The sequence below is a fragment of the Hydrophilobacter chitinilyticus genome (assembly GCF_049860745.1).
Taxonomy (GTDB): domain Bacteria; phylum Pseudomonadota; class Gammaproteobacteria; order Burkholderiales; family Burkholderiaceae_C; genus Rhodoferax_B.
In genome coordinates this window covers 3,409,614-3,430,296 of the sequence record NZ_CP187561.1, presented here as the reverse complement: position 1 = coordinate 3,430,296, position 20,683 = coordinate 3,409,614, and the positions used below count along the sequence as shown (strand labels likewise).

The 20,683-nt window shown below is 61.5% G+C and carries 13 protein-coding genes; 6 read left to right on the top strand and 7 right to left on the bottom strand.

Annotated features, from left to right (window positions below; translation table 11 throughout):
* Nucleotides 1–16 precede the first annotated feature (16 nt).
* The 3 genes from glgX to ACPWMG_RS15220 all read right to left on the bottom strand — a co-directional run bounded on the left by glgX (nt 17) and on the right by ACPWMG_RS15220 (nt 6,945).
* Nucleotides 17–2,248: a glycogen debranching protein GlgX gene (glgX, locus tag ACPWMG_RS15230; protein WP_483300327.1), complete on the bottom strand. Its 2,232-nt coding sequence runs from the start codon at nt 2,246–2,248 to the stop codon at nt 17–19.
* Complete coding sequence (glgB, locus tag ACPWMG_RS15225; protein ID WP_483300326.1) at nt 2,227–4,419, bottom strand: 1,4-alpha-glucan branching protein GlgB; 2,193 nt, start codon at nt 4,417–4,419, stop codon at nt 2,227–2,229. The genes glgX and glgB overlap by 22 nt, the downstream gene beginning before the upstream one ends.
* An 84-nt stretch (nt 4,420–4,503) precedes the next feature.
* Complete coding sequence (locus ACPWMG_RS15220; RefSeq protein WP_483305262.1) at nt 4,504–6,945, bottom strand: glycogen/starch/alpha-glucan phosphorylase; 2,442 nt, start codon at nt 6,943–6,945, stop codon at nt 4,504–4,506.
* Between the two features lie 240 nt (nt 6,946–7,185).
* Here ACPWMG_RS15220 and glgC point away from each other — a divergent pair, with 240 nt between their 5' ends.
* From glgC to ACPWMG_RS15190, 6 genes are all read left to right on the top strand, one after another.
* On the top strand, nt 7,186–8,448 hold the full coding sequence (gene glgC / locus ACPWMG_RS15215; protein ID WP_483300325.1) for a glucose-1-phosphate adenylyltransferase: 1,263 nt from the start codon (nt 7,186–7,188) through the stop codon (nt 8,446–8,448).
* A 2-nt stretch (nt 8,449–8,450) separates the two neighbouring features.
* Nucleotides 8,451–9,932 (top strand): glycogen synthase GlgA, encoded by a 1,482-nt coding sequence (glgA, locus tag ACPWMG_RS15210; RefSeq protein ID WP_483300324.1) that lies wholly within the window; start codon nt 8,451–8,453, stop codon nt 9,930–9,932.
* A gap of 97 nt (nt 9,933–10,029) precedes the next feature.
* Complete coding sequence (locus ACPWMG_RS15205) at nt 10,030–11,427, top strand: phosphomannomutase/phosphoglucomutase (RefSeq protein ID WP_483300323.1); 1,398 nt, start codon at nt 10,030–10,032, stop codon at nt 11,425–11,427.
* A gap of 26 nt (nt 11,428–11,453) precedes the next feature.
* Nucleotides 11,454–12,467 carry a lipopolysaccharide heptosyltransferase I gene (gene waaC, locus ACPWMG_RS15200; protein WP_483300322.1) on the top strand — a complete coding sequence of 338 codons (1,014 nt, stop codon included), beginning with the start codon at nt 11,454–11,456 and terminating at the stop codon, nt 12,465–12,467.
* Nucleotides 12,464–13,498, top strand: coding sequence for a lipopolysaccharide heptosyltransferase I (gene waaC / locus ACPWMG_RS15195; protein ID WP_483300321.1), 1,035 nt, complete (start codon nt 12,464–12,466; stop codon nt 13,496–13,498). The genes waaC (ACPWMG_RS15200) and waaC (ACPWMG_RS15195) overlap by 4 nt, the downstream gene beginning before the upstream one ends.
* A 106-nt stretch (nt 13,499–13,604) precedes the next feature.
* The gene (locus tag ACPWMG_RS15190) at nt 13,605–14,954 is read left to right on the top strand and encodes a 3-deoxy-D-manno-octulosonic acid transferase (RefSeq protein WP_483300320.1); all 1,350 of its coding nucleotides are present in this window, start codon (nt 13,605–13,607) and stop codon (nt 14,952–14,954) included.
* Nucleotides 14,955–15,029: 75 nt separating this feature from the next.
* On the opposite strand, the gene ACPWMG_RS15185 is transcribed toward ACPWMG_RS15190, so the two are convergent.
* The 4 genes from ACPWMG_RS15185 to ACPWMG_RS15170 all read right to left on the bottom strand — a co-directional run bounded on the left by ACPWMG_RS15185 (nt 15,030) and on the right by ACPWMG_RS15170 (nt 20,682).
* On the bottom strand, nt 15,030–16,352 hold the full coding sequence (locus tag ACPWMG_RS15185) for a TolC family outer membrane protein (RefSeq protein WP_483300319.1): 1,323 nt from the start codon (nt 16,350–16,352) through the stop codon (nt 15,030–15,032).
* 65 nt (nt 16,353–16,417) lie between these two features.
* A complete protein-coding gene (locus ACPWMG_RS15180) occupies nt 16,418–16,759 on the bottom strand; it encodes a rhodanese-like domain-containing protein (protein WP_483300318.1) in 342 nt (113 codons plus the stop codon).
* A 29-nt stretch (nt 16,760–16,788) separates the two neighbouring features.
* Entirely contained in the window at nt 16,789–17,415 is a 627-nt protein-coding gene (locus tag ACPWMG_RS15175) for a protein-L-isoaspartate O-methyltransferase family protein (RefSeq protein ID WP_483300317.1), read from the bottom strand.
* Between the two features lie 78 nt (nt 17,416–17,493).
* A complete protein-coding gene (locus tag ACPWMG_RS15170) occupies nt 17,494–20,682 on the bottom strand; it encodes an efflux RND transporter permease subunit (RefSeq protein ID WP_483300316.1) in 3,189 nt (1,062 codons plus the stop codon).
* Between the last annotated feature and the right edge of the window lies 1 nt (nt 20,683).

Genomic DNA, 20,683 nt, shown 5'->3' with positions numbered 1-20,683 from the left:
ACAGAGAGGGCAAGGATTAAAGAGTGGCAGGCGGCACGAGATCGGCACCGGCCACGGCCAACAGCACCAGGCTGTTGGCCGGCACGGTGAACGGGGCCTCGCCTTGGCCGTGCCAGTTGGCATGGCCCAAAGCGTGGCTGGAATCAAGCACGGCTTGCCAGACACCGGCAGGCAGCAAGAAGTCTTGCGGGTGTGCTTCAGCGTTGACCAGCAGCAGCAAGGGGGCTGCCGCGCGGCCGGGGCGGCCAATCAGGCAGCCCAACAAGCGGTTATGGGGTGCCGCCCAGTCATCGCCCTGCAGCGGCGTGCCGTCAGCCTGCAGCCAGGCCAGGTCGTGCAGACCGCGCACATCTGGGTGGCCGCTGTACCAGCGGTTGGCAAAGGGCAGCGCTTCGCGGCGCAGCCAGAGCACCCGTGCGGTAAAGGCGATGAGGTCGCAGTCGGCTTTGGCCCAGTCGATCCAGGTGGTGGCGTTGTCCTGGCAGTAGGGGTTGTTGTTGCCTTGCTGGGTGTGGCCCAACTCGTCGCCAGCGGCCAGCATGGGGGTGCCCTGGGCCAGCAGGGTGGTGGCCAGCAGGGCGCGCTGCAGCCGCGCGCGCAAGGCCAACACTTCGGGCTGTGTGCTGGGGCCTTCTTCGCCGCAGTTGTAGCTCATGTTGTGGCTATGGCCGTCGCGGTTGTCTTCGCCATTGGCCTGGTTGCGGCGCTCGTTGTAGCTCAGCAGGTCGCGCAGGGTAAAACCGTCGTGCGACACCACATAGTTGACGGACTCGCTGGGCGCGCGTTGGCGCAGTTGGTACAGGTCGGACGATCCACACAAACGCATGGCAAAGGTGCCACGGTTGGCGACTTCGGGTGAACTGTCATCGGGCAATGCGCCCAGTACCCAGAAGCTGCGCATGCCGTCGCGGAAGTGGTCGTTCCATTCGAGCCAGCCGCGCGAGAAGCCGCCCACCTGATAGCCGCCGGGGCCAATGTCCCAGGGCTCGGCGATCATCTTTACACGGGAGAGCACCGGGTCTTGCGCCACAGCGGTGAAGAACGCGCCGTTGCGCTCAAAGCCGTGGTCGCCTCGGCCCAGCACCGGGGCCAGGTCGAAGCGGAAGCCGTCGACATGCATGTCGCTCACCCAGTAGCGCAGGCTGTCCATCACCATTTGCAGCACACGCGGTTGGCGGATGTCGACGGTATTGCCCGTGCCGGTGCTGTTTTCAAACAGCGCAGGGTTGTCGGCCAGCAAACGGTAGTAGCTGGCGTTGTCCAGGCCGCGAAAGCTGAGGTTGGGGCCGTTTTCGTCGGACTCGGCGGTGTGGTTGTAAACCACGTCCAAGATCACTTCCAGCCCCGCCGCGTGCAAGGCCTTGACCATGTCGCGGAACTCGTCGCGCGGGCAGCGGCCGTTTTGCTGGCTGGCCAAGGTGGGGTTCACGCTGAAGAAACCCAGCGTGTTGTAGCCCCAGTAGTTGGTCAGTCCCATGTGGTTCAGGCGCTCTTCGTCCACCTTGAAGTGCACCGGCAGAAGGCTTACGGCCGTCACACCCAGGCGCTGCAAATGGGCGATGGAGGCGGGGTGGGCCAGCCCGGCGTAAGTGCCGCGCAGGGCTTCGGGCAACTGTGGGTTGAGCTTGGAGAATCCTTTGACGTGCACTTCGTACAACACGGTGCTGGCTAGCGGGGTATGGGGAGCGGTGTCGCCCCCCCAGTCATAAGCATCGTGCACCACACGGGCCTTCAAGGCAGCGGCTGCGTTGTTGCGGGTTCCCACGTGCTGCAAGTGCTCGGGTTCCCCAGCGAAATGTTCTTCGCCCCAGACAAAGTGGCCGACGATGTCGCGCGCGTAGGGGTCGAGCAGGAGTTTGGATGCGTCAAACCGGTGGCCGCGATCGGGGCGCCACGGGCCATAGGCACGCAGGCCGTAAATCAGGCCCGGTTGCGCGCCCGACAAGTAGCCGTGCCACACGTCGCCGGTGTGCTCGGGCAGCTTGGCACGTGCGATTTCGGTTTTGCCGTCTGGGCTGAACACACACAGCTCCATGGCCTGGGCATGGGCTGAGAACACCGCAAAGTTCACGCCGTGCCCATCCCAATGCGCGCCCAGCGGCCAGGGTTGGCCGGCGCGCAGGCTCAGCACCTGCATGGCCGGCACATTCGGCGTAAGCCCCTTCAGCTTGAAGCCCGTGTTGAAGCCGGCGTTTTGGTCTGCAGGTTTGGTGCGCGTTGGCGCGGTCATGCTGGAAGAGCGGTCCATTCAAACACCACGGTAGCCAAGGGAGGTAACGTGAGCAGCAAGGACTGGGCCCGACCATGCCACACCACCGGCTCGGTGCGGGCCACACCCATGGGGGTGCCGACATTGCTGCCGCCGTAAAAATGCGAGTCGGTGTTGAGCCGCTCGCGGTACTCGCCAGCTTCGGGGGTACCCACGCGGTAGTGGTGACGCACCTCGGGCGTGAAGTTGCACACCACCAGCACATGGCTTTCGGGCGTGCTGCCACGGCGCACAAAGCTCAAAACTGAGTTTTCAGCGTCGTTATGTTCGATCCACTCAAACCCGGCGGGTTGGCAATCGAGTTCATGCAGGGCCGGCGTGCTGCGGTAGAGCTGGTTCAGATCGCGCACCAGGGTTTGCACACCGGCGTGTTGGCCGTCGCTCAACAAATGCCAGGGCAGGCTTTGGTCGTGGTTCCACTCGGTGTCTTGGCCAAACTCGCAGCCCATGAACAGCAGCTTTTTGCCGGGGTGTGCAAACATGAAGCCCAGGTAGCTGCGCAGGTTCGCAAATTTCTGCCAACGGTCGCCGGGCATTTTGCCGAGTAGCGAACCCTTGCCGTGCACCACTTCGTCGTGCGAAATGGGCAAGACGAAGTTCTCGTCAAACGCATAGACCAGGCCGAAGCTCATTTCGTTCTGGTGGTAGCGGCGGTATAGCGGGTCGCGTGTCATGAACGATAGGGTGTCGTGCATCCAGCCCATGTTCCACTTGTAGTGAAAGCCCAGGCCGCCCGAGTAGGTGGGGCGCGACACGCCGGGGAACGCGGTGGATTCTTCGGCCAGGGTCATGGCCTCGGGGCGCTCGGCCCCCACCACCTCGTTCATGCGCTTCAGGAAGGCAATCGATTCCAGGTTTTCGCGGCCGCCATGGATGTTCGGAATCCAACTGCCGTCGGGGCGGCTGTAGTCGCGGTAAAGCATGGAGGCTACCGCGTCCACACGCAGGCCGTCGACGCCAAAACGCTCCAGCCAATACAAGGCGTTGCCGAGCAGGAAGTTGCTGACTTCGGTGCGGCCCAGGTTGTAGATCAGCGTGTTCCAGTCGTTGTGAAAGCCTTCACGGGGATCGGCGTGTTCGTACAGCGCTGTGCCGTCAAACTGGCCCAGACCATGGGCATCGGTTGGAAAGTGTGCGGGCACCCAGTCCAGAATCAAACCCAGTCCCTTGGCATGGCACGCGGACACGAAACGTTGAAAACCTTCTGGCGTGCCGAAACGTGCCGTCGGCGCATAGAGGCCCACGGGTTGGTAACCCCACGAACCATCAAATGGGTGTTCGCTGATGGGCAGCAGCTCCAGGTGGGTGAAGCCCATGCCCACGGCGTACGGGATCAGCGTCTCGATGAGTTCGTCCCAATCGAGCCAGCGGTTGTGGTCTTCCACCTTGCGGCGCCACGAGCCCAGGTGCACCTCGTAGATGCTGACGGGGGCGCTCAAGGCGTTGGCGGCTTGGCGTTGTGCAGATGGCGGCACCACAGCCGGCATGGCAGCCACCACACTGGCGGTGGCTGGGCGCAACTCGGCTTGGCGTGCATAAGGGTCGGCACGCGGGGGCAGAGGGCGCCCATCAGCGGCGCGTAATTCAAACTTGTACCGAGCACCTGCGGCTACTGCAGGCACAAACAACTCCCACACGCCGCGCTCGGGGCGTTTGCGCATCGGGTGGCGTCGACCATCCCAGAAATTGAAGTCACCGACCACGCTGGCGCGGCTGGCGTTGGGCGCCCACACGGCAAATCGTGTGCCTTGCACGCCGTCCAGCGTGCTGGGGTGCGCGCCGAGTACTTCATAGGGGCGCAGATGGGTGCCCTCGCCCAGCAGCCACATGTCCATCTCGTTGAGGACCAGGCCAAAACGATAGGGGTCTTCTTCGGTGGTGACCGTGCCGCCTTGCCAGGTGATGCGCAACAGGTAGTGATAGGGCGCCGACAGGGTGCAGTCGCCATCGAATACGCCGTCGGCGTGGACGCGGCTCAGATTCCCCAACAACTGAGATGTCTTCGGGTGCAGTACCTCGACAGCCAATGCGGTGGGTAAAAAAGCGCGCACCGCCACACGGCCGCCAGCCTGTTGATGTGGGCCTAGAACCGCAAAGGGATCGCCGTGGCTGGCCGTTCGGATCAGATCAATCTCATGGGATGTAAGCATTTCCTGGAACTCTTTTGGACTACGGCTTCTCGGCGATGGCACCGCGGCCCGGAGGCCGTGGTGCGGAGGGGCTTACTCTTGAGCTTACTTCTGCTGCGGTTCAATGTGCCAGATTTGGCGCGCGTACTCACGGATGGTGCGGTCGGATGAGAACACCCCCATACCGGCCACGTTGGTGATGGCCCGCGCACACCACTGTGCGGGCTCGCGGTACAGGTCGTCTACCTTGTGCTGGGCCGCCACATAGGCTGCGTAGTCGGCCAGCAGCAGGTAGTGGTCTCCGCCCCACAACAACGAATCCACCAGCGCACGGTAGCGCCCCGGCTCGCTAGGCGAGAACTGACCACCGGCAATCGCGTCAAGCACCGGCTTGAGGCCGGCCACTTCTTCGTAATAGCGCATGGGGTGGTAACCCTGTTGGCGCAGCGCTTGTACTTCGGGCGTCTTCAAACCGAAGATGAAGATGTTGTCGTCGCCCACGTTCTGGCGGATTTCGATGTTGGCGCCGTCGTCGGTGCCGATGGTGAGGGCGCCGTTCAACGCCAGCTTCATGTTGCCGGTGCCGCTGGCTTCGGTGCCAGCGGTGGAAATCTGTTCAGACAAATCAGCGCCGGGCATGATGACTTCGGCCACCGAGACGCCGTAGTTGGGAATGAACACCAGCTTGAGCAAGTCGCCTACACGCGAGTCGTTGTTGATGACCAGGCCCACGTCGTGGATCAAGCGAATGATGGACTTGGCCGTGTGGTACGAAGAAGCCGCCTTGCCAGCAAAGATCACCGTGCGCGGCACCCAGCCTTTGCCGTTCGGGCCCTTGGGGTTGGCCAGAATGGCTTGGTAGCGCGTGACCACGTGCAACACGTTGAGCAACTGGCGCTTGTATTCGTGGATGCGCTTGACCTGCACGTCGAACAGGCTGTCGGGGTTGACGACCACACCGGTGGTGCGTTCGATCAGTTGCGCCAACCGCGCCTTGTTCGCGCGCTTCACCGCCATGAAAGACTTCTGGAAAGCCGCGTCCGTCGTGTGTTGGCGCAGCTTTTGCAGTTCGTCCAAATCGGCTCGCCAGCCGTTGCCAATGGTGTCGTCCAGCAGCGATGAAAGCTTGGGGTTGGCTTGTTCCAGCCAGCGGCGTGGGGTGACGCCGTTGGTCATGTTGGTGAAGCGATCCGGCCAGAGGCTGGCGAAGTCGGCAAAGATGGTTTGCACCAGCAGGTCCGAGTGCAGGGCCGACACACCGTTGACCTTGTGGCTGCCGACGATGGACAAATGCGCCATGCGCACACGGCGTTCACCGGCTTCATCGATCAGTGACAGGCGTGCCAAGAACTGGTTGTCGCCGGGGCGGTGCGCGGCGGCTTCATCCAGAAACTCTTTGTTGATGCGGAAGATGATTTCCAGGTGGCGTGGCAGCACGTGCTGGATCAAGCCCACGGGCCAGGTTTCCAACGCCTCGGGCATCAACGTGTGGTTGGTGTACGAGAAGGTCTTTTTGCAGATGCCCCAGGCGGTGTCCCAGTCCATGTTGTGCACGTCGCACAGCACGCGCATCAACTCGGCCACACCAATGGCGGGGTGGGTGTCGTTCAAGTGAATGGCCACCTTGTCGGCCAGGTTCAGCAGAGAAGGGTGCTCGCTCAAATGGCGCTGCACCAGATCGAGAATCGACGCGGCGACAAAGAAATACTCTTGCTTCAACCGCAGTTCGCGGCCGGCGGGGGTGCTGTCGTTGGGGTACAGCACCCAGGAAATGTTTTCGTATTCGTTCTTCGCGCTGGCCGCACGGGCGTAGTCGCCGGTGTTGAAGGCATTCAAGTCAATGTGCGCGGGGGCTGTGGCTTTCCACAAGCGCAGCGTGCTGACCTTTTGCGTGCCATGGCCGGGCACGACCATGTCGTAGGCCTTGGCGGCCACTTCACCGGCGTGGCGCCAGAGCGGTTTGCCGTCGACATGCTCGACCCAACCGCCGAAGTACACGGGGTAGGTGATGTGGGGGCGGGGAAATTCCCAAGGCGTGCCGTCTTCGAGCCATGGGTCTGGATGCTCAATTTGTGCACCATTTTGGATGCCTTGCGCAAACATGCCGTACTCGTAGCGAATGCCGTAACCAAACGAGGGCAGGCCGAGCGACGCCATGGAATCGAGAAAACAGGCGGCCAAGCGGCCCAAACCACCATTGCCCAGTGCGGCATCGGCTTCGCGGTCATACACGTCTTCAAGCTTCTGCGCATGCTTTTGCAGGCCTTCGGCTGCGGGGCCACGCAGCTTCAACGCACCGAGTGCGTTTGACAACGTGCGGCCCATCAAAAATTCCATCGATAGATAAACCACTCGACGGGCTTTGTCGGTATGTTGTTGTGCCTGTGTGCTGACCCAGCGTTGCGACAACTGCTGGCGCGCGACTTGCGATACCGCTTGCATCATGTCGGTCAGCGTGGCGTCGCTTGGTGCGACACCTACTGTGGACACAAGTTGTTGCGCTATTTTTTCTTGGAGGTCATGAGCTTGAGATGGTGTTGGCGTCATCATGGATTCCTTTTATCGCAGATCATCAGCGGAGGTGGGCAAATCGCCAACCGAGGTATTGAGAGCACTAGCAGAACGGCACACGCAGGTGTTATGCCATAGTCAAGGCGCTTTGAATTGTCGTATACAAATTTCTAAAACTTATTCTCGCACGCCGTAATTTCAATGTAACTGTGTTCAGTTGGATTTGATTAAGATTATTGTGCTCAATCTTGTGGGTATTAAAAACTGGAGGCGACTATGAAAACTAACGACCTGGCTCAAAGCCTGGATTTGCCCAAGCGTGCCATCGCGCTCGTCTTGGCCGGTGGCCGCGGCAGCCGCTTGATGAACCTGACCGATAAGCGTGCCAAGCCTGCGGTGTACTTTGGCGGCAAGTTCCGCATTGTTGATTTCGCGTTGTCAAATTGCCTCAATTCGGGCATTCGGCGCGTGGGTGTGATCACGCAGTACAAGTCTCACAGTCTGTTGCGTCACTTACAGCGTGGCTGGGCGTTCCTCAAAAATGAGATGAACGAGTTTGTTGATCTCCTCCCGGCGCAGCAACGTAACGACAACGAACATTGGTATCGTGGCACCGCCGATGCTGTGCAACAGAACCGCGACATCCTGGAAAGTTACGGTGCCGATTACATCGTGGTGCTGGCCGGCGACCACATCTACAAACAAAACTATGCGTTGATGTTGGCCGACCACGTGGCCAAGGGACGCGATTGCACCGTCGCCTGCATTGCCGTGCCACGCATGGAGGCCACTGCGTTTGGTGTGATGGCGGTGGATGACAACAGCCTGATCACCGACTTCCTCGAAAAACCCGCCGACCCACCCGCCATGCCGGGCAACCCAGACATGGCGTTGGCCAGCATGGGCATCTACATCTTCAACGCGGAATACCTGTACGCCGAGTTGGAGCGTGACATGGCCGACCCGAATTCGAGCCACGACTTCGGTAAAGACATCATCCCCAAAGCCGTCCGCGAAGGCCGCGCCACGGCACACCCGTTCGCGCTGAGCTTTGTGCCAAACAAAGAAGGCGACGAACCCTACTGGCGCGACGTGGGCACGATCGATGCCTACTGGGATGCCAACATCGACCTCACGGCCACCGACCCGCAGCTCAACCTGTACGACACCAGTTGGCCGATTTGGACGTACCAAGCCCAACTGCCGCCCGCCAAGTTCGTGCACAACCAGGAAGACCGCCGCGGCATGGCGATCGAATCCGTCGTCTCGGGTGGCTGCATCGTGTCGGGCCAGGTGTTCCGCTCGGTGCTGTTTTCTGGTGTGCGTGTGCACTCCTATAGTTCGGTCAACTGGTCGGTTGTGCTGCCAGACGTGACCATTGGCCGCGGAGCCCGCATCACCCGCGCCGTGATCGACCGAGGCTGCGACATTCCGGCCGACATGGTGATCGGCGAAGACGCCGAGGCGGACGCCAAGCGCTTTTATCGGAGCGAGAATGGCATCACCTTGGTTACGCCGGCGATGCTGGCAAAGTTGTAAGAATGAAGATACTGCAAGTCGGCGCTGAGATTTTTCCCCTGTTGAAAACCGGGGGGCTGGCAGATGTGTTGGGGGCTTTGCCCCAGGCGCTGATGGTCGAAGGCGCTGACGTGCGGCTGTTGCTGCCGGGCATGCCGGCTATTCTGGAAGGCTTGGCCAAAAGCCAAGTGGTGTGCGAGATCGGTGCCGTCTTTGGCGCGGCGCGCGTCACGCTGCGCAAAGGGGTGTTGAGTTGCAGCGGCGTCGAAGCCTATGTGATCGACGCACCTTATCTGTACCGCCGCCCGGGCAGTCCCTACCAAGCGGCCAACGGGCAAGAGTGGCCGGACAACGCGCAACGCTTTGCCTTGCTGGGCTGGGTGGCCGCGCACTTGGCGGCTAGCGAGCTCGATCCCTTGTGGACACCAGAAGTGGTGCATGCACACGATTGGCATGCCGCGATGGCGTGTGCCTATGTCAGCACCAACCCGGTGTCGAATGTCGGCAGCGTGTTCACCATCCACAACCTGGCTTATCAGGGCTTGTTTGAGCCGGGGGATTTTCCGTTGCTGGGACTGCCTTCGCGCTACATGATGCCCACCAGCCTGGAGTTTCATGGTCAGGTGTCGTTCATGAAGGCGGGACTGAAATACGCCAACCGTGTCACCACCGTCAGCCCCACTTATGCGGCCGAGATTGCCACGGCAGAATTTGGTTGCGGCTTGGATGGTGTGATCCGTGCCCGTGGCCGCGAGGTGTCCGGCATTTTGAATGGTGTGGACGGCGCGATTTGGGACCCGGCCACCGACGCCCACATTCCCGCTCGTTATTCATCGGGCTCCGCCAAGACCATGGCCGGCAAAGCGCGCTGCAAAGCAGCTTTGCAAAAAGCCTTGGGCCTGACCGTGGATGCCAAGGCGCCCGTGTTTGGTGTGGTTAGCCGCCTCACGTCGCAAAAAGGCTTGGACTTGGTGTTGGCCGTGGTGCCCGAGTTGCTCGCCATGGGCGCGCAGTTGGCGGTGCAGGGCAGTGGCGACCACGCTTTGGAAGCCGCCTTCACGGCTGCCGCCGAGGCCCATCCCGGCCGTATCGCCGTGCGCCTAGGTTACGACGAGGCTTTTGCCCACACGATGATTGCCGGATCGGACGCTATGCTCGTGCCGTCGCGTTTCGAGCCTTGTGGCTTGACCCAGCTTTATGCACTGCGCTACGGCACGGTGCCGGTGGTACGCCACGTGGGCGGTTTGGCCGATACCGTGGTCGACGCCGGAGACGCCGCTCCTGGTGCAACGGGTGCGCCCGGCGCCACAGGTTTCAAGTTTGGCCCTACGTTGCCTGCCGCTTTGGCTGGTGCCATGGAGCGCACCGTGCAAGTCTTTCGCCAGCCCGAACGCTGGGCTCAGCTTCAGCAAAATGGTATGGCGCAAAACTTCTCATGGGGCGCTGCCGCCAAGCAATATATGCAGCTTTACCAATCCATTTTGCCCAGTGGCAAGACGGCTTGAATTTGTTCGACCCACGTGATTTCGTAAGAAGACAGTGTTTACAATCCCGGCAGCTTGACCCAGGCTGCCTTCTCATTAGACCGACAGGAATTGTTCCATGCAGATTGCAGCTTCTATTTTCAAAGCCTACGACATTCGTGGCATCGTCCCGTCTACCGTCACCGAGGCCGTGGCCGAAGGGATTGGCAAGGCGTTTGGCACCATCGCCTTGGCCGAGGGCGAAAAAGTCGTGGCCGTGGGCCGTGATGGTCGTCTGAGCGGTCCGTCGCTGAGCGCAGCACTGATCCGAGGCTTGGCCTCGGTGGGCATTGAAGTGATCGACGTAGGTCTGGTCACTACGCCCATGCTGTATTACGCAGCCACCACGCTTTGCCGCAGCGGCATCCAGGTCACTGGTAGCCACAACCCCAAGGATTACAACGGCTTCAAGATGGTCATGGGTGGTCGTGCCATCTATGGCGAAGAGATCCAGGCCATTCGCCGCATGATGGAAGGCGAGACCTGGAAAGAGCAGCCCGGCGGCCAAGTGCGCCAAGCCAATGTGCTCGAAGCCTACACCCAGCGCATCGTCTCTGACATCAAACTCGCGCGCCCCATGAAGATCGTGGTTGACTCGGGCAATGGCATTGCCGGTGCTTCGGCGCCCGGCATTCTGCGCGCCATCGGCTGCGAAGTGATCGAGCTGTTCAGCGAGGTGGATGGCAACTTCCCCAACCACCATCCAGACCCCAGCAAGCCTGAAAACCTGGCCGACCTGATTGCCGCGCTGAAAACCAGTGGCGCCGAATTGGGTCTGGCGTTCGACGGCGACGGCGACCGCCTGGGCATCGTCACCCGCGAAGGCGTCAACATTTTCCCGGACCGCCAGATGATGCTGTTCGCTCAAGACGTGCTCACGCGCGTGCCCGGCGGCACCATTTTGTTTGACGTGAAGTGCACCCAGCGTTTGGCCCCGGCCATTCGCGAAGCCGGTGGCCAGCCGTTGATGTTCAAGACCGGCCACTCGCTGATCAAAGGCAAGATGCGCGAAATTGAAGCTGCAGGCGGCCAAGCCCCGCTGGGCGGCGAAATGAGCGGCCACATCTTCTTCAAAGAACGCTGGTTTGGCTTTGATGACGGCACCTACGCCGGCACGCGCCTGCTGGAAATCGTGAGCCGTTCGCCCGATGCCAACGTGGTGCTCAACGCCTTGCCCAGCAGCTTCTCCACGCCAGAGCTCAACGTGGCCTGCAAAGAAGGTGAACCGCCTGTGCTGGTGGCCCAAGCTGTAGCATTGGCCGACTTTGCCGCACCCGCTGAAATCAACACCATCGACGGCTTGCGTGTGGACTGGCCGGATGGCTTTGGTCTGCTGCGTGCCTCTAACACCACGCCCGTGCTGGTGCTCCGCTTTGAAGGTCAAACCGAAGAAGCGCTGCACCGCATCGAAGCAGATATGCTGAAGCTGCTGCACAAGGTCAAACCCGACGCCAGCTTTTCTGCGCCTGCACACTAGGCTTTCCCATGGAGTACACGTAGGGCATGCGACTGCTGATTGTTAAGCTGTCATCACTGGGTGATGTCATTCAGACCTTGCCCGCCCTACACGACATGCGCCAAGCGCGGCCTGGCGCCACCTTTGATTGGGTGGTGGAAGAGGCTTTTGCTCCGCTGCTGAAGGCTACTGTGCCGGGCTTGGCGCGCGTGATTCCCGTGGCGCAACGGCGCTGGCGCAAAACGCCTTTCAGCCCCACAGTGCGTGCGGAGCGCGCGTTGTTCAGCGAAACGCTGGGCAGTGTGGCCTACGACGCGGTGATCGACTTCCAAGGCCTCATCAAATCGGCCGTGATCGCGCGTCGTGCACGTCTGGCCCCTGGCGGCTGGCGCGCCACCTACGGCAACGGCAGCGAAGACTGTGGCTGGGAGTGGCCCGTGCGCTTCATGGTGCAAAAGCCGCAGCCTATGCCGCCGCGCATCCATTCCCTGCAGCGTTACCGGCGTTTGGCGGCGCTGGCCTTGGGTTATGCGCCGCGTGAAGACGGTATTTGTTATGAGGAATTGAGCGTCAAACCCCACAACCCTGACCACAGTGTGATGCTGGTGCACGGCACCACGCGGGTGGAGAACGAATGGCCGTTGGCGCGTTGGGCTGAAGTCGGGCGGCGGCTGGTGGCGCAAGGGCTTCCGGTCAGTGTGCCGCAGGCCAGTGCGTCGGAGGCGGAGTTTGCGCGCCAGTTGTGCGACGCCATTGGCCCGCAGGCCAAAGTGCTGCCGCGCATGGGCTTACCAGCCCTGGCCGAGCAGATGGCTGGGTGTGTGGGCGTGATCGGTGTGGATTCCGGCCTGAGCCATTTGGCCGTGGCCCTGAATTTGCCACATGTGCAAATTTTCAGCCAGCCGCGCATCTGGCGTGCCGGCCCGCTGGGCAGTTCTTACCAAGTCGCCGTCGGCGGGGCTCAGGCTCCGGAGGTAGACACGGTGTGGCAGGCGTGGCAATCTGTGTGGACTCAGTACCAAGATTTGCACTTGAACCAAGCCACCCCCGTGCCTGCATGAATGTTCTGATCGTCAAGCTGTCTTCGCTGACCGACGTGGTATATGCCATGCCGGCGGTACAAGACATTCGTTCAGAACTGCCAGGCACGCAAATCGATTGGGTAGTGGAGCCTAGCTTGGCCCCGCTTGTGCGGCGCTGCAACGTGGTGCATCGGGTGATTGAATGTGATCTGAGCCGTTGGCGCGAAACGGTGTTCACGGCCGAAACTCGTACCGCGTGGCGTGCCTTCATGTCCGATCTGCAGTTTGATAGTTACGACGCCGTGATTGACCTGCAGGGCGAGAACAAATCTGTCCAGGTCGCCAAAATGGCGCGCTTGAATCCCAACGGCCTGCGCTACACCCTGACCAACCAGGCCGAAGACTCCGGCTTTGAACCGTTGATGCGCCGCGTGGCCGATGTTTCCATTCCGGTGGAATTTCGAATTCCGGCTGTGCAGCGCGCGCGTGTGATGTGCGCGCGGGCATTGGTGTATGCGCTGCCCGATAAGCCCAGCTTTGGCATCACGGTGCGCGACAGCGTTGAAACCGAGAAGATCAAAAGTGTGGCGCAGCGCTTCTTTGATTCGGGTACATCGGCAGGCCCGATGCCAGTGGTGGCGTTCCTGCACGGCAGTGCAAATGCAGAAAAACTCTGGCCTGAAGACCATTGGCTGGAACTCGGCCATCGTCTCAACGACCTCGGATACACCGTGGCTTTTCCGCATGGTAGCGACGAAGAGTTGTACCGCAGTGAAAGCTTGGCTGCGCGCTTGAGCCACGCCGTGGTCTGGCCGCGCATGAGCATCGATGCAATGGTGGATGCGCTTTCGGGCTGCCTGGGGGTGATTGGCGTCGACAGTGGTCTCAGCCACATCGCCACTGCGCTGGATTTGCCTTTGGTGCAGATCTATAACATCGACACCGCCTGGCGCACCGGCCCGCTCGATGCGGACCATCAAACCTATGTTTACGCACAACCCACCCCAAAGGTCGAGGCCGTGTGGCGCGCATGGATCCAGGCCTCTGCCTTGGCCTCGCTGCGCGATTGAATGTCGTCGGTGAGCTTGATCGCCTTCGGTGCCGCTAAACGGTTGGGACTGTTGCCGTCATCGTCGTGTGCTGTGCGCTTCTTCTGAATTTAACGAATTTCTCATTTTGATCCTGCGCTTTTACTCCCTTCTGATGTGGCTGGTGCAGCCGCTGTTGCGTCGTAAGCTACGCCGGCGCGGTGTTGCCGAACCGGGTTATCTCGAAGCCGTGCAGGAGCGGTTTGGTTACTACGAAAGCCGCCGTGGCAACGCCGATACCGTGGGTGGCTACGTGTGGGTGCACGCTGTCTCTTTTGGCGAAACCCGCACCACAGCTATCTTGCTGGCCGCTTTGCGCCGGCAACTGCCGGGCATGCGCTTGCTGCTGACGCACGGCACCGCGACGGGGCGGGCTGAGGGCGCCAAGTTGCTGCAGCCAGGCGACGCGCAAGCTTGGCAGCCGTGGGATTCTGCTGGTGCGGTTCAGCGGTTCTTGCAGCACTTTCAGCCGCGCATCGGCATCCTGATGGAAACCGAGATCTGGCCTAACCTGGTCGACCGCTGCCGCCGCGCCCATATCCCTCTGGTGCTGGCGAATGCACGCCTGAGTGAAAAGTCGTTGCGCCAGGCGGAGCGCATTCCCTTTCTGGCCCACCCAGCCTATGGCGGTTTATACGCCGCTTGGGCTCAAGCTGAGTACGACGCGCAGCGGCTCAAGGCTTTGGGCGCGCCGGTGCAAGGCATCTTTGGCAACATCAAATTCGATGCAGCTCCCGACGACGCCAAGCTTCAGCAAGGGCGCGCATGGCGTCTGCGCTGGCGTGCCGCGCAAGCCGTTCCAGGCTTCCGGCCCGTGGTGATGCTGGCCAGCGCACGCGAGGGCGAAGAGTTGCTATTGCTGCAGGAAATCAAGAAAAAAATGCCTCTGATGCGCACCACAGCAGCGGAAGGTGCTCGTAATTTTGATGCTTCTGGCACTTCTTTCAGCTCACCTCAATGGCTGATCGTGCCGCGCCATCCGCAACGCTTTGATGAAGTGGTGGCATTGGCGCAAGCACAAGGCTTCACGGTGTCGCGCCGCAGCGCGTGGGCCGATGGCCCGGAAGAGGCTGATGTGTGGATTGGTGATTCGCTCGGCGAAATGGCCCTCTATTACGGCCTGTCCGACATGGCTTTGCTGGGCGGTAGTTTTGCGGAGTTGGGTGGACAAAATCTGATCGAGGCGGCAGCGTGCGGTTGCCCGATCATCATGGGCCCTTCGACGTTCAACTTTGCCGAAGCCGCAAGTCTGTCGGAAGCAGCCGGTGCAGCACGGCGCGTGACGGGTATGGCGCAAGCGCTGCAAGCCGTTGAAGAATGGCAACAAGCCCCGCAAGCCTTGGCCGCCGCAGCGGCGGCTGGCCCCGCCTTTGCCAACGCTCACCGAGGTGCGGCTGACAAAACCGCCAAAGCCGTGGCGGCCATTCTTGCGAGTTGACGAGACTCTTTGAAGAGATTCGGCCCCTCGTATTCCACCTGGGGTGAGAGGCCGGTCGGCGACTGGCGATCGGTCTTATGGGGCGATCAGCGCGTTGATGCTCGCCAGATCTTGCGGTGTGAGGGTCCCGTTGGCCTGGCGCAGTTTGAGGCTGCCCACCAATACGTCGTAGCGCGCCTTGGCCAGGTCGCGTTTGGTTTGATAGAGCTGGCTTTGTGAGTTCAGCACGTCAATGTTGATACGCACACCGACCTGGTAACCCAGACGGTTGGCATCGAGTGCGCTTTGGCTGGAGGCCTCGGCGGCCTCAAGTGCCTTGACTTGGCCTACGCCTGACAACACGCCGTAGAACGCAGCACGCGTGGCTTGCGACACGACCAGGCGCGTGGCGTCCAGGTCGGCTTGGGCCTTGTCTTCCAGAGACAAGGTTTCCTTGATGCGGTTTTGTGTGGCAAAACCCGAAAACAATGGCAAGGAAAGCGTCAGGCCGACCGTGGTGTTGCGGGTGTGAGTGTTCAGCAATCCGGCCACTGTGCCTTGCGGATTGAAGGCCTGCGTGTGTGAGGCGGTCAAATCCAGCGTGGGCTTGTGGCCGGCCTTGGCTTTCTCTGTTTCCAGACGCGCCACATCGAGGTTGACCCGGGCTTGCTGCACGCCCGGGTGCATGCTTTCAGCGGTGGTGACCATGTCGGGCAGGTCGTTCGGGTTCAGTTGTGGCAATGCGGCTTGCGTGACCAACGGGTTGGGCTGGGCGTTGACGCGGCCGACCAGCTGGTCGAGCGCCAGCTTCTTCACGCGTAGGTCGTTTTCAGCGGCAATTTCTTGGGCGATCACCAAGTCGTAGCGGGCTTGGGCTTCGCGCGAGTCGGTCACAGTCGAGGTGCCGACTTCAAAGTTGCGCTTGGCCGATGCCAACTGTTCGGCCACGGCTGTTTTTTGTGCGCGCACAAAGGTCAGGGTGTCGGTGGCGGCCAGCACATCAAAGTATGCCTGGGTCACGCGCAACACCAGGTCCTGTTCGGCCAATGTCAGTTGTGACGTAGCAATGTCGACCAGGCGCTTGCCTTGTTCGTAGGCCGCCCAGTTAGCAGGACGGTACAGCGGCTGCGAGGCTTGCAGCGTGACGTTGCTGGCGTTGAAGTCGTTACCGAAGTCGGGGTTGCTGTTTTTGAACGAGGTTTGCCCAGTGCCTGCTTGCAATGCAGCCGTGGGCAGGATGCCGGCCTTGGCCTGTTCCGATTTCGCCAGATTGGCTTCGTATTGCGCTTTGGCTGACTGATAGGTTGGGTCGATGGCGCGCGCGGCGTCATAGAGGGCTACCAGGTTTTCTGCCTGGGCCGATGCGGCACATGCGGCATTGACGGCCAGAGCGAGAAGGGCAAGACGGAAGCTACGCATGAAGTTCCTTGTGATTCGGAGACGGTGCCGGGTTCAACGCGAAAAAAACAGGGTGTACAAATTGATCAGTAGCGCGGGACAGACGGGTCGCGCAATTGCGACCAGGCGTCGATGCCGCCCGCAATGTTGACCACTTGATCGAAGCCGTTTTGCACCAGGAAGTGCGCCACGCGCTGGCTGCGGGCGCCATGGTGGCACAGGCAGGCAATGGGTTGCGTGGGGGCCAACTCGGTCAGGCGCGCAGGCACTTCGTTCATGGCGATCTTCACCAGGGTGAAGCCGTCGGCGGTGACGCTGGCGGTTTCCCATTCCCAGGGTTCGCGCACATCCAGCACAACAGCCGGGCCGTCCTGTGCAACGGTGGTGAACCAAGAGGGCAGGTCGGCGGGGCTGATTTGTTCAATCATTTGGGTTGGGTGCGGGTCAGCAGTTGAATTTAAAACTTGAAAGCCGATGGCTCAGGGAAGTTCTGCAGGCGTGGGCCGCTCACATCCCAAGGCTGAGTGGTGGTGAAGGCGGCTTGGCTGGTGCGCGTGATGATGGTGGCGCGCATCACAGGCTCCAGGCCGACGATGGCAAACAGGCGACCACCGACCTTGAGCTTTTGCAGCAGAAACTGCGGCACATCAGGCACCGAGCCGCTGAGCATGATGACGTCATAACTTTCGGGTGCGGCGCCGTCTTGCGAACCATCGGCTTCACGCACTTCCACGTTTTGCACGCCGTTCTTGCGCAGGTTTTCGCGCGCCAGTTGCGCCAGTTCAGGCTTGATTTCCAGCGACACCACGCTGCGGGCGCGGTGGGCCAGCAGGGCGGCCATGTAGCCAGAGCCGGCACCGATTTCCAGCACAGTGTCGGTAGGTTTGACTTGCAGGTCTTGCAGAGCGCGGGCTTCCACGCGTGGCGACAACATCACTTCGCCTGCGGGCAGGGGCGTTTCCATGTCGACAAAGGCAAAGGCGCGCTGGGCGGCCGGCACGAATTCTTCGCGTTTGACCACGGCCAGCAACTCCAGCACAGCGGATTCGAGCACATCCCAGGGACGGATCTGCTGTTCAATCATGTTGAAACGGGCAAGTTCTAGTGGGCTTAGGGTCGTCATGGGAGCTTTCTTTGTCGGATGCGAAACAAACCCCTGATTTTAGGGTGCCAATTCGTCATTTGCGTGGCGAGGTGCAAATCTGCGTTGCAACCATTGCGCCAGGTCGTCTACATAACAGTACACCACCGGCACCATCACCAGGGTCAACAGCGAAGATGTGATGACGCCTCCGATGACGGCTTGACCCATCGGCGCGCGTTGTTCCGAGCCTTCGCTCAGAGCGAAGGCCAGCGGCACCATGCCAAAAACCATGGCCAGCGTGGTCATCAAAATCGGCCGCAGGCGCACCTTGGCGGCCAGCAAAAGGGCGTCCACCCGGGGCAAACCGGGCTGAATGTCTCCGTTGGGTAAAGTTACTTCCTGGCGCGAGCGGATGGCGAAATCCAACAACAGGATGGCGTTCTTGGTGACCAAACCCATCAGCATGACGATGCCGATGATGGAAAACATCGACAACGTGGAGCGAAACGCCAGCAGCGCCAACACCACGCCAATCAGCGTGAGCGGCAGGGCCGTCATCAGCGCCAAGGGCTGCAAGAAGCTCTTGAACTGGCTCGCCAGAATCATGTAGATGAACACAATCGCCAGCGCCAGGGCCGACACGGCGTAGCCAAAAGACTCCTGCATATTCTTCGCCGAGCCGCTGAATTGGTACTGGTAGCCCGGCGGCAGGGCCATGCTGTCGAGCGCCGTGCGAATGTCTTTGGACACCTCGCCCGCCGAGCGCCCCGACACGTTGGCGCTGATAGCGATCTCGCGCGCCAGGCTGCGGCGGTTGATCTGGTTCGGGCCGGTGCTTTCTCGCAAGTCGGCCACCTGGTTGAGGCGCACCACGGCGGGCGGGCGGTCGCCGCTGGTGATGCTGAGCACCGGCAGGCGTGCCAGGTCTTGCAGGTGCAGGCGGGCATCGGGCGCCAGGCGCACTTTGACGTCGTAGGTTTGGTCGTCCGCCGCGCGCCAGTTGCCCACGGTTTGCCCGGCCACCAGTACGCGCAACTGAGTGCCCACGCTGTTCACGCTCAGGCCCAGGTCGGAGGCGGCTTCACGTTTTATGTCGATGTTGACCGTGGGTTTGTCGGGCTTCAAGCTGGAGTCCAAATCCACCAGGCCGGGAATCTGGCGCAGCTTCTCCAGCGCCTGGGTGTTCAGGCGGCTGAGCTGCGCCAGGTCTGGCCCTTGTAGCGAAAACTCAACGCCCTTGGCGCCGCCCACCGAATCGGTCAGCCCCACATGGGTGACGGTGATGCCCGGCACCTGCGCCAAGCGCTGGCGCAGCACCACGGACATTTGGTCGACGCTGCGTTGCCGCTCCTTGCGCTCCACCAGCCGCACATACACCGCCGCGTACATCTTGCCCTGCGCGTTGCCGGTGTTGATGCTGGTGAGGGTGTAGCGCACCTCCGGCATGTCGCGCAGGATGATGTCCACTTGCTTGGCCTTGGCCTCGGTGGCCTCCAGCGACGAACCGGCGGGCGTGTAGAAATTGACCGAGGTTTCCGAGAAATCGGCCTTGGGCACGAACTCGGTGCCCAAGAGCGGCACCATGGCCACGCTCAGCACAAAGATGGCGATGGCGGCGACCACCGTCCACACGCGGTGGCCCAGCGCCCAGCGCAAGATGCTTTGGTAGCCGTCGGACAGGCGATCGGTGGCGTCTTCAAACCAGCCGGTCACGCGGCCAAGGGTGCGGTCGTAGAACGTGATGGGCTTTTGCTTTTGGCCGTGCGCGTGGATGGTGGGGTCGTGCCAGATGCTCGACATCATCGGGTCGAGCGTGAAGCTCACAAACATCGAGATCAGCACCGCCGCCACGATGGTGATGCCAAACTCGTGGAAGAACTTGCCGATGATGCCGCCCATGAAACCAATCGGCAAAAACACCGCCACGATGGAGAACGTGGTGGCCAGCACCGCCAGGCCAATTTCCTGCGTGCCGTCGAGCGCCGCCTGGTAGGGCGTCTTGCCCATCTGCACATGGCGCACGATGTTTTCGCGCACCACAATCGCGTCGTCAATCAACAAGCCCACGCATAGGCTCAGCGCCATCAGCGTGATCATGTTGATGGTGAAGCCAAACATGTACATGAACAAGAACGTGCCGATGAGCGCAATCGGCAACGTGAGCCCGGTGATGACGGTAGAGCGCCACGAGTTCAAGAACAAAAACACGATGAGGATGGTGAGCACCGCGCCCTCAAGCAGCGAAGAGCGCACGTTGGCCACGGCCACGCGAATCGGCCGCGCGGCGTCGCCAATGGTCTCCAGCCGCACACCTGGCGGCACCTGGCTGGCCAGGTCTTTCAGCGCCTGGTTCAGGCCTTCCACCACTTCAATGGTGTTTTCGTCCTGCGCCTTTTGCACGCTCAGCAGCAGCGTGCGCTGGCCGTTGTAGAGCGCCAGGGTGTCGAGTTCTTGGGCGCCGTCGTGCACCGTGGCGACATCCGCCAAATGCACGGCACTGCCGCCACGCCGTGCCACGATCAATCTGCCGAAATCTTGCGGGTCGGTGATGCGCGCGTCGATCTGCGCCACGCGTTCACGCTCGCCGTTGCGCAGGCTGCCAATCGGCAGGTTCTGGTTTTCGCTTTGCGCGGCCTGGGCCACTTGCTGCGCGGTGACGCCCAGCGCCTCCATGGCGGCAGGTCGCAGGTAGAGGTTGATCTCGCGTTTGGCGCCGCCCACCAGCGTCACCGAGCCAGCACCGCGCACGTTTTCCAGCCGCTTCTTCAGCACCTGGTCGGCCCAGTTGGTCAGTTCCACGTCGGTCAGCGGCTTGGCGCCTTTGCTGGCATCGGGCAGTACCGCCACCGACCACACGGCGCGGCTGGCCGGGTCGAAGCGCAGCACGCGTGGCTCTTCCACTTCGTCGCGCAGACTGGGGCGGATGGACGCCACTTTTTCGCGGATGTCTTCGGCCGCCTTGCGGCCATCAATCGTCAGTTGAAACTCGATGATGACGACCGATTGCCCCTCGTAGCTGCGCGAGGTGAGGTTGTTGATGCCGGCAACCGAGTTCACGCCTTCTTCGATCTTCTTGGTGACCTCGCTCTCCACGATCTCGGGGGAGGCCCCGGGGTATTCGGTGGTGACCACCACCACGGGGAAGTCGATGTTCGGGAACTGGTCGACCTGCAGGCGCTGGTACGAAAACGCGCCCAGCACCACCAGGGCGAGCATCACCATGGTGGCGAACACAGGGTTCTTCAGACTGACTTGGGTGAACCACATA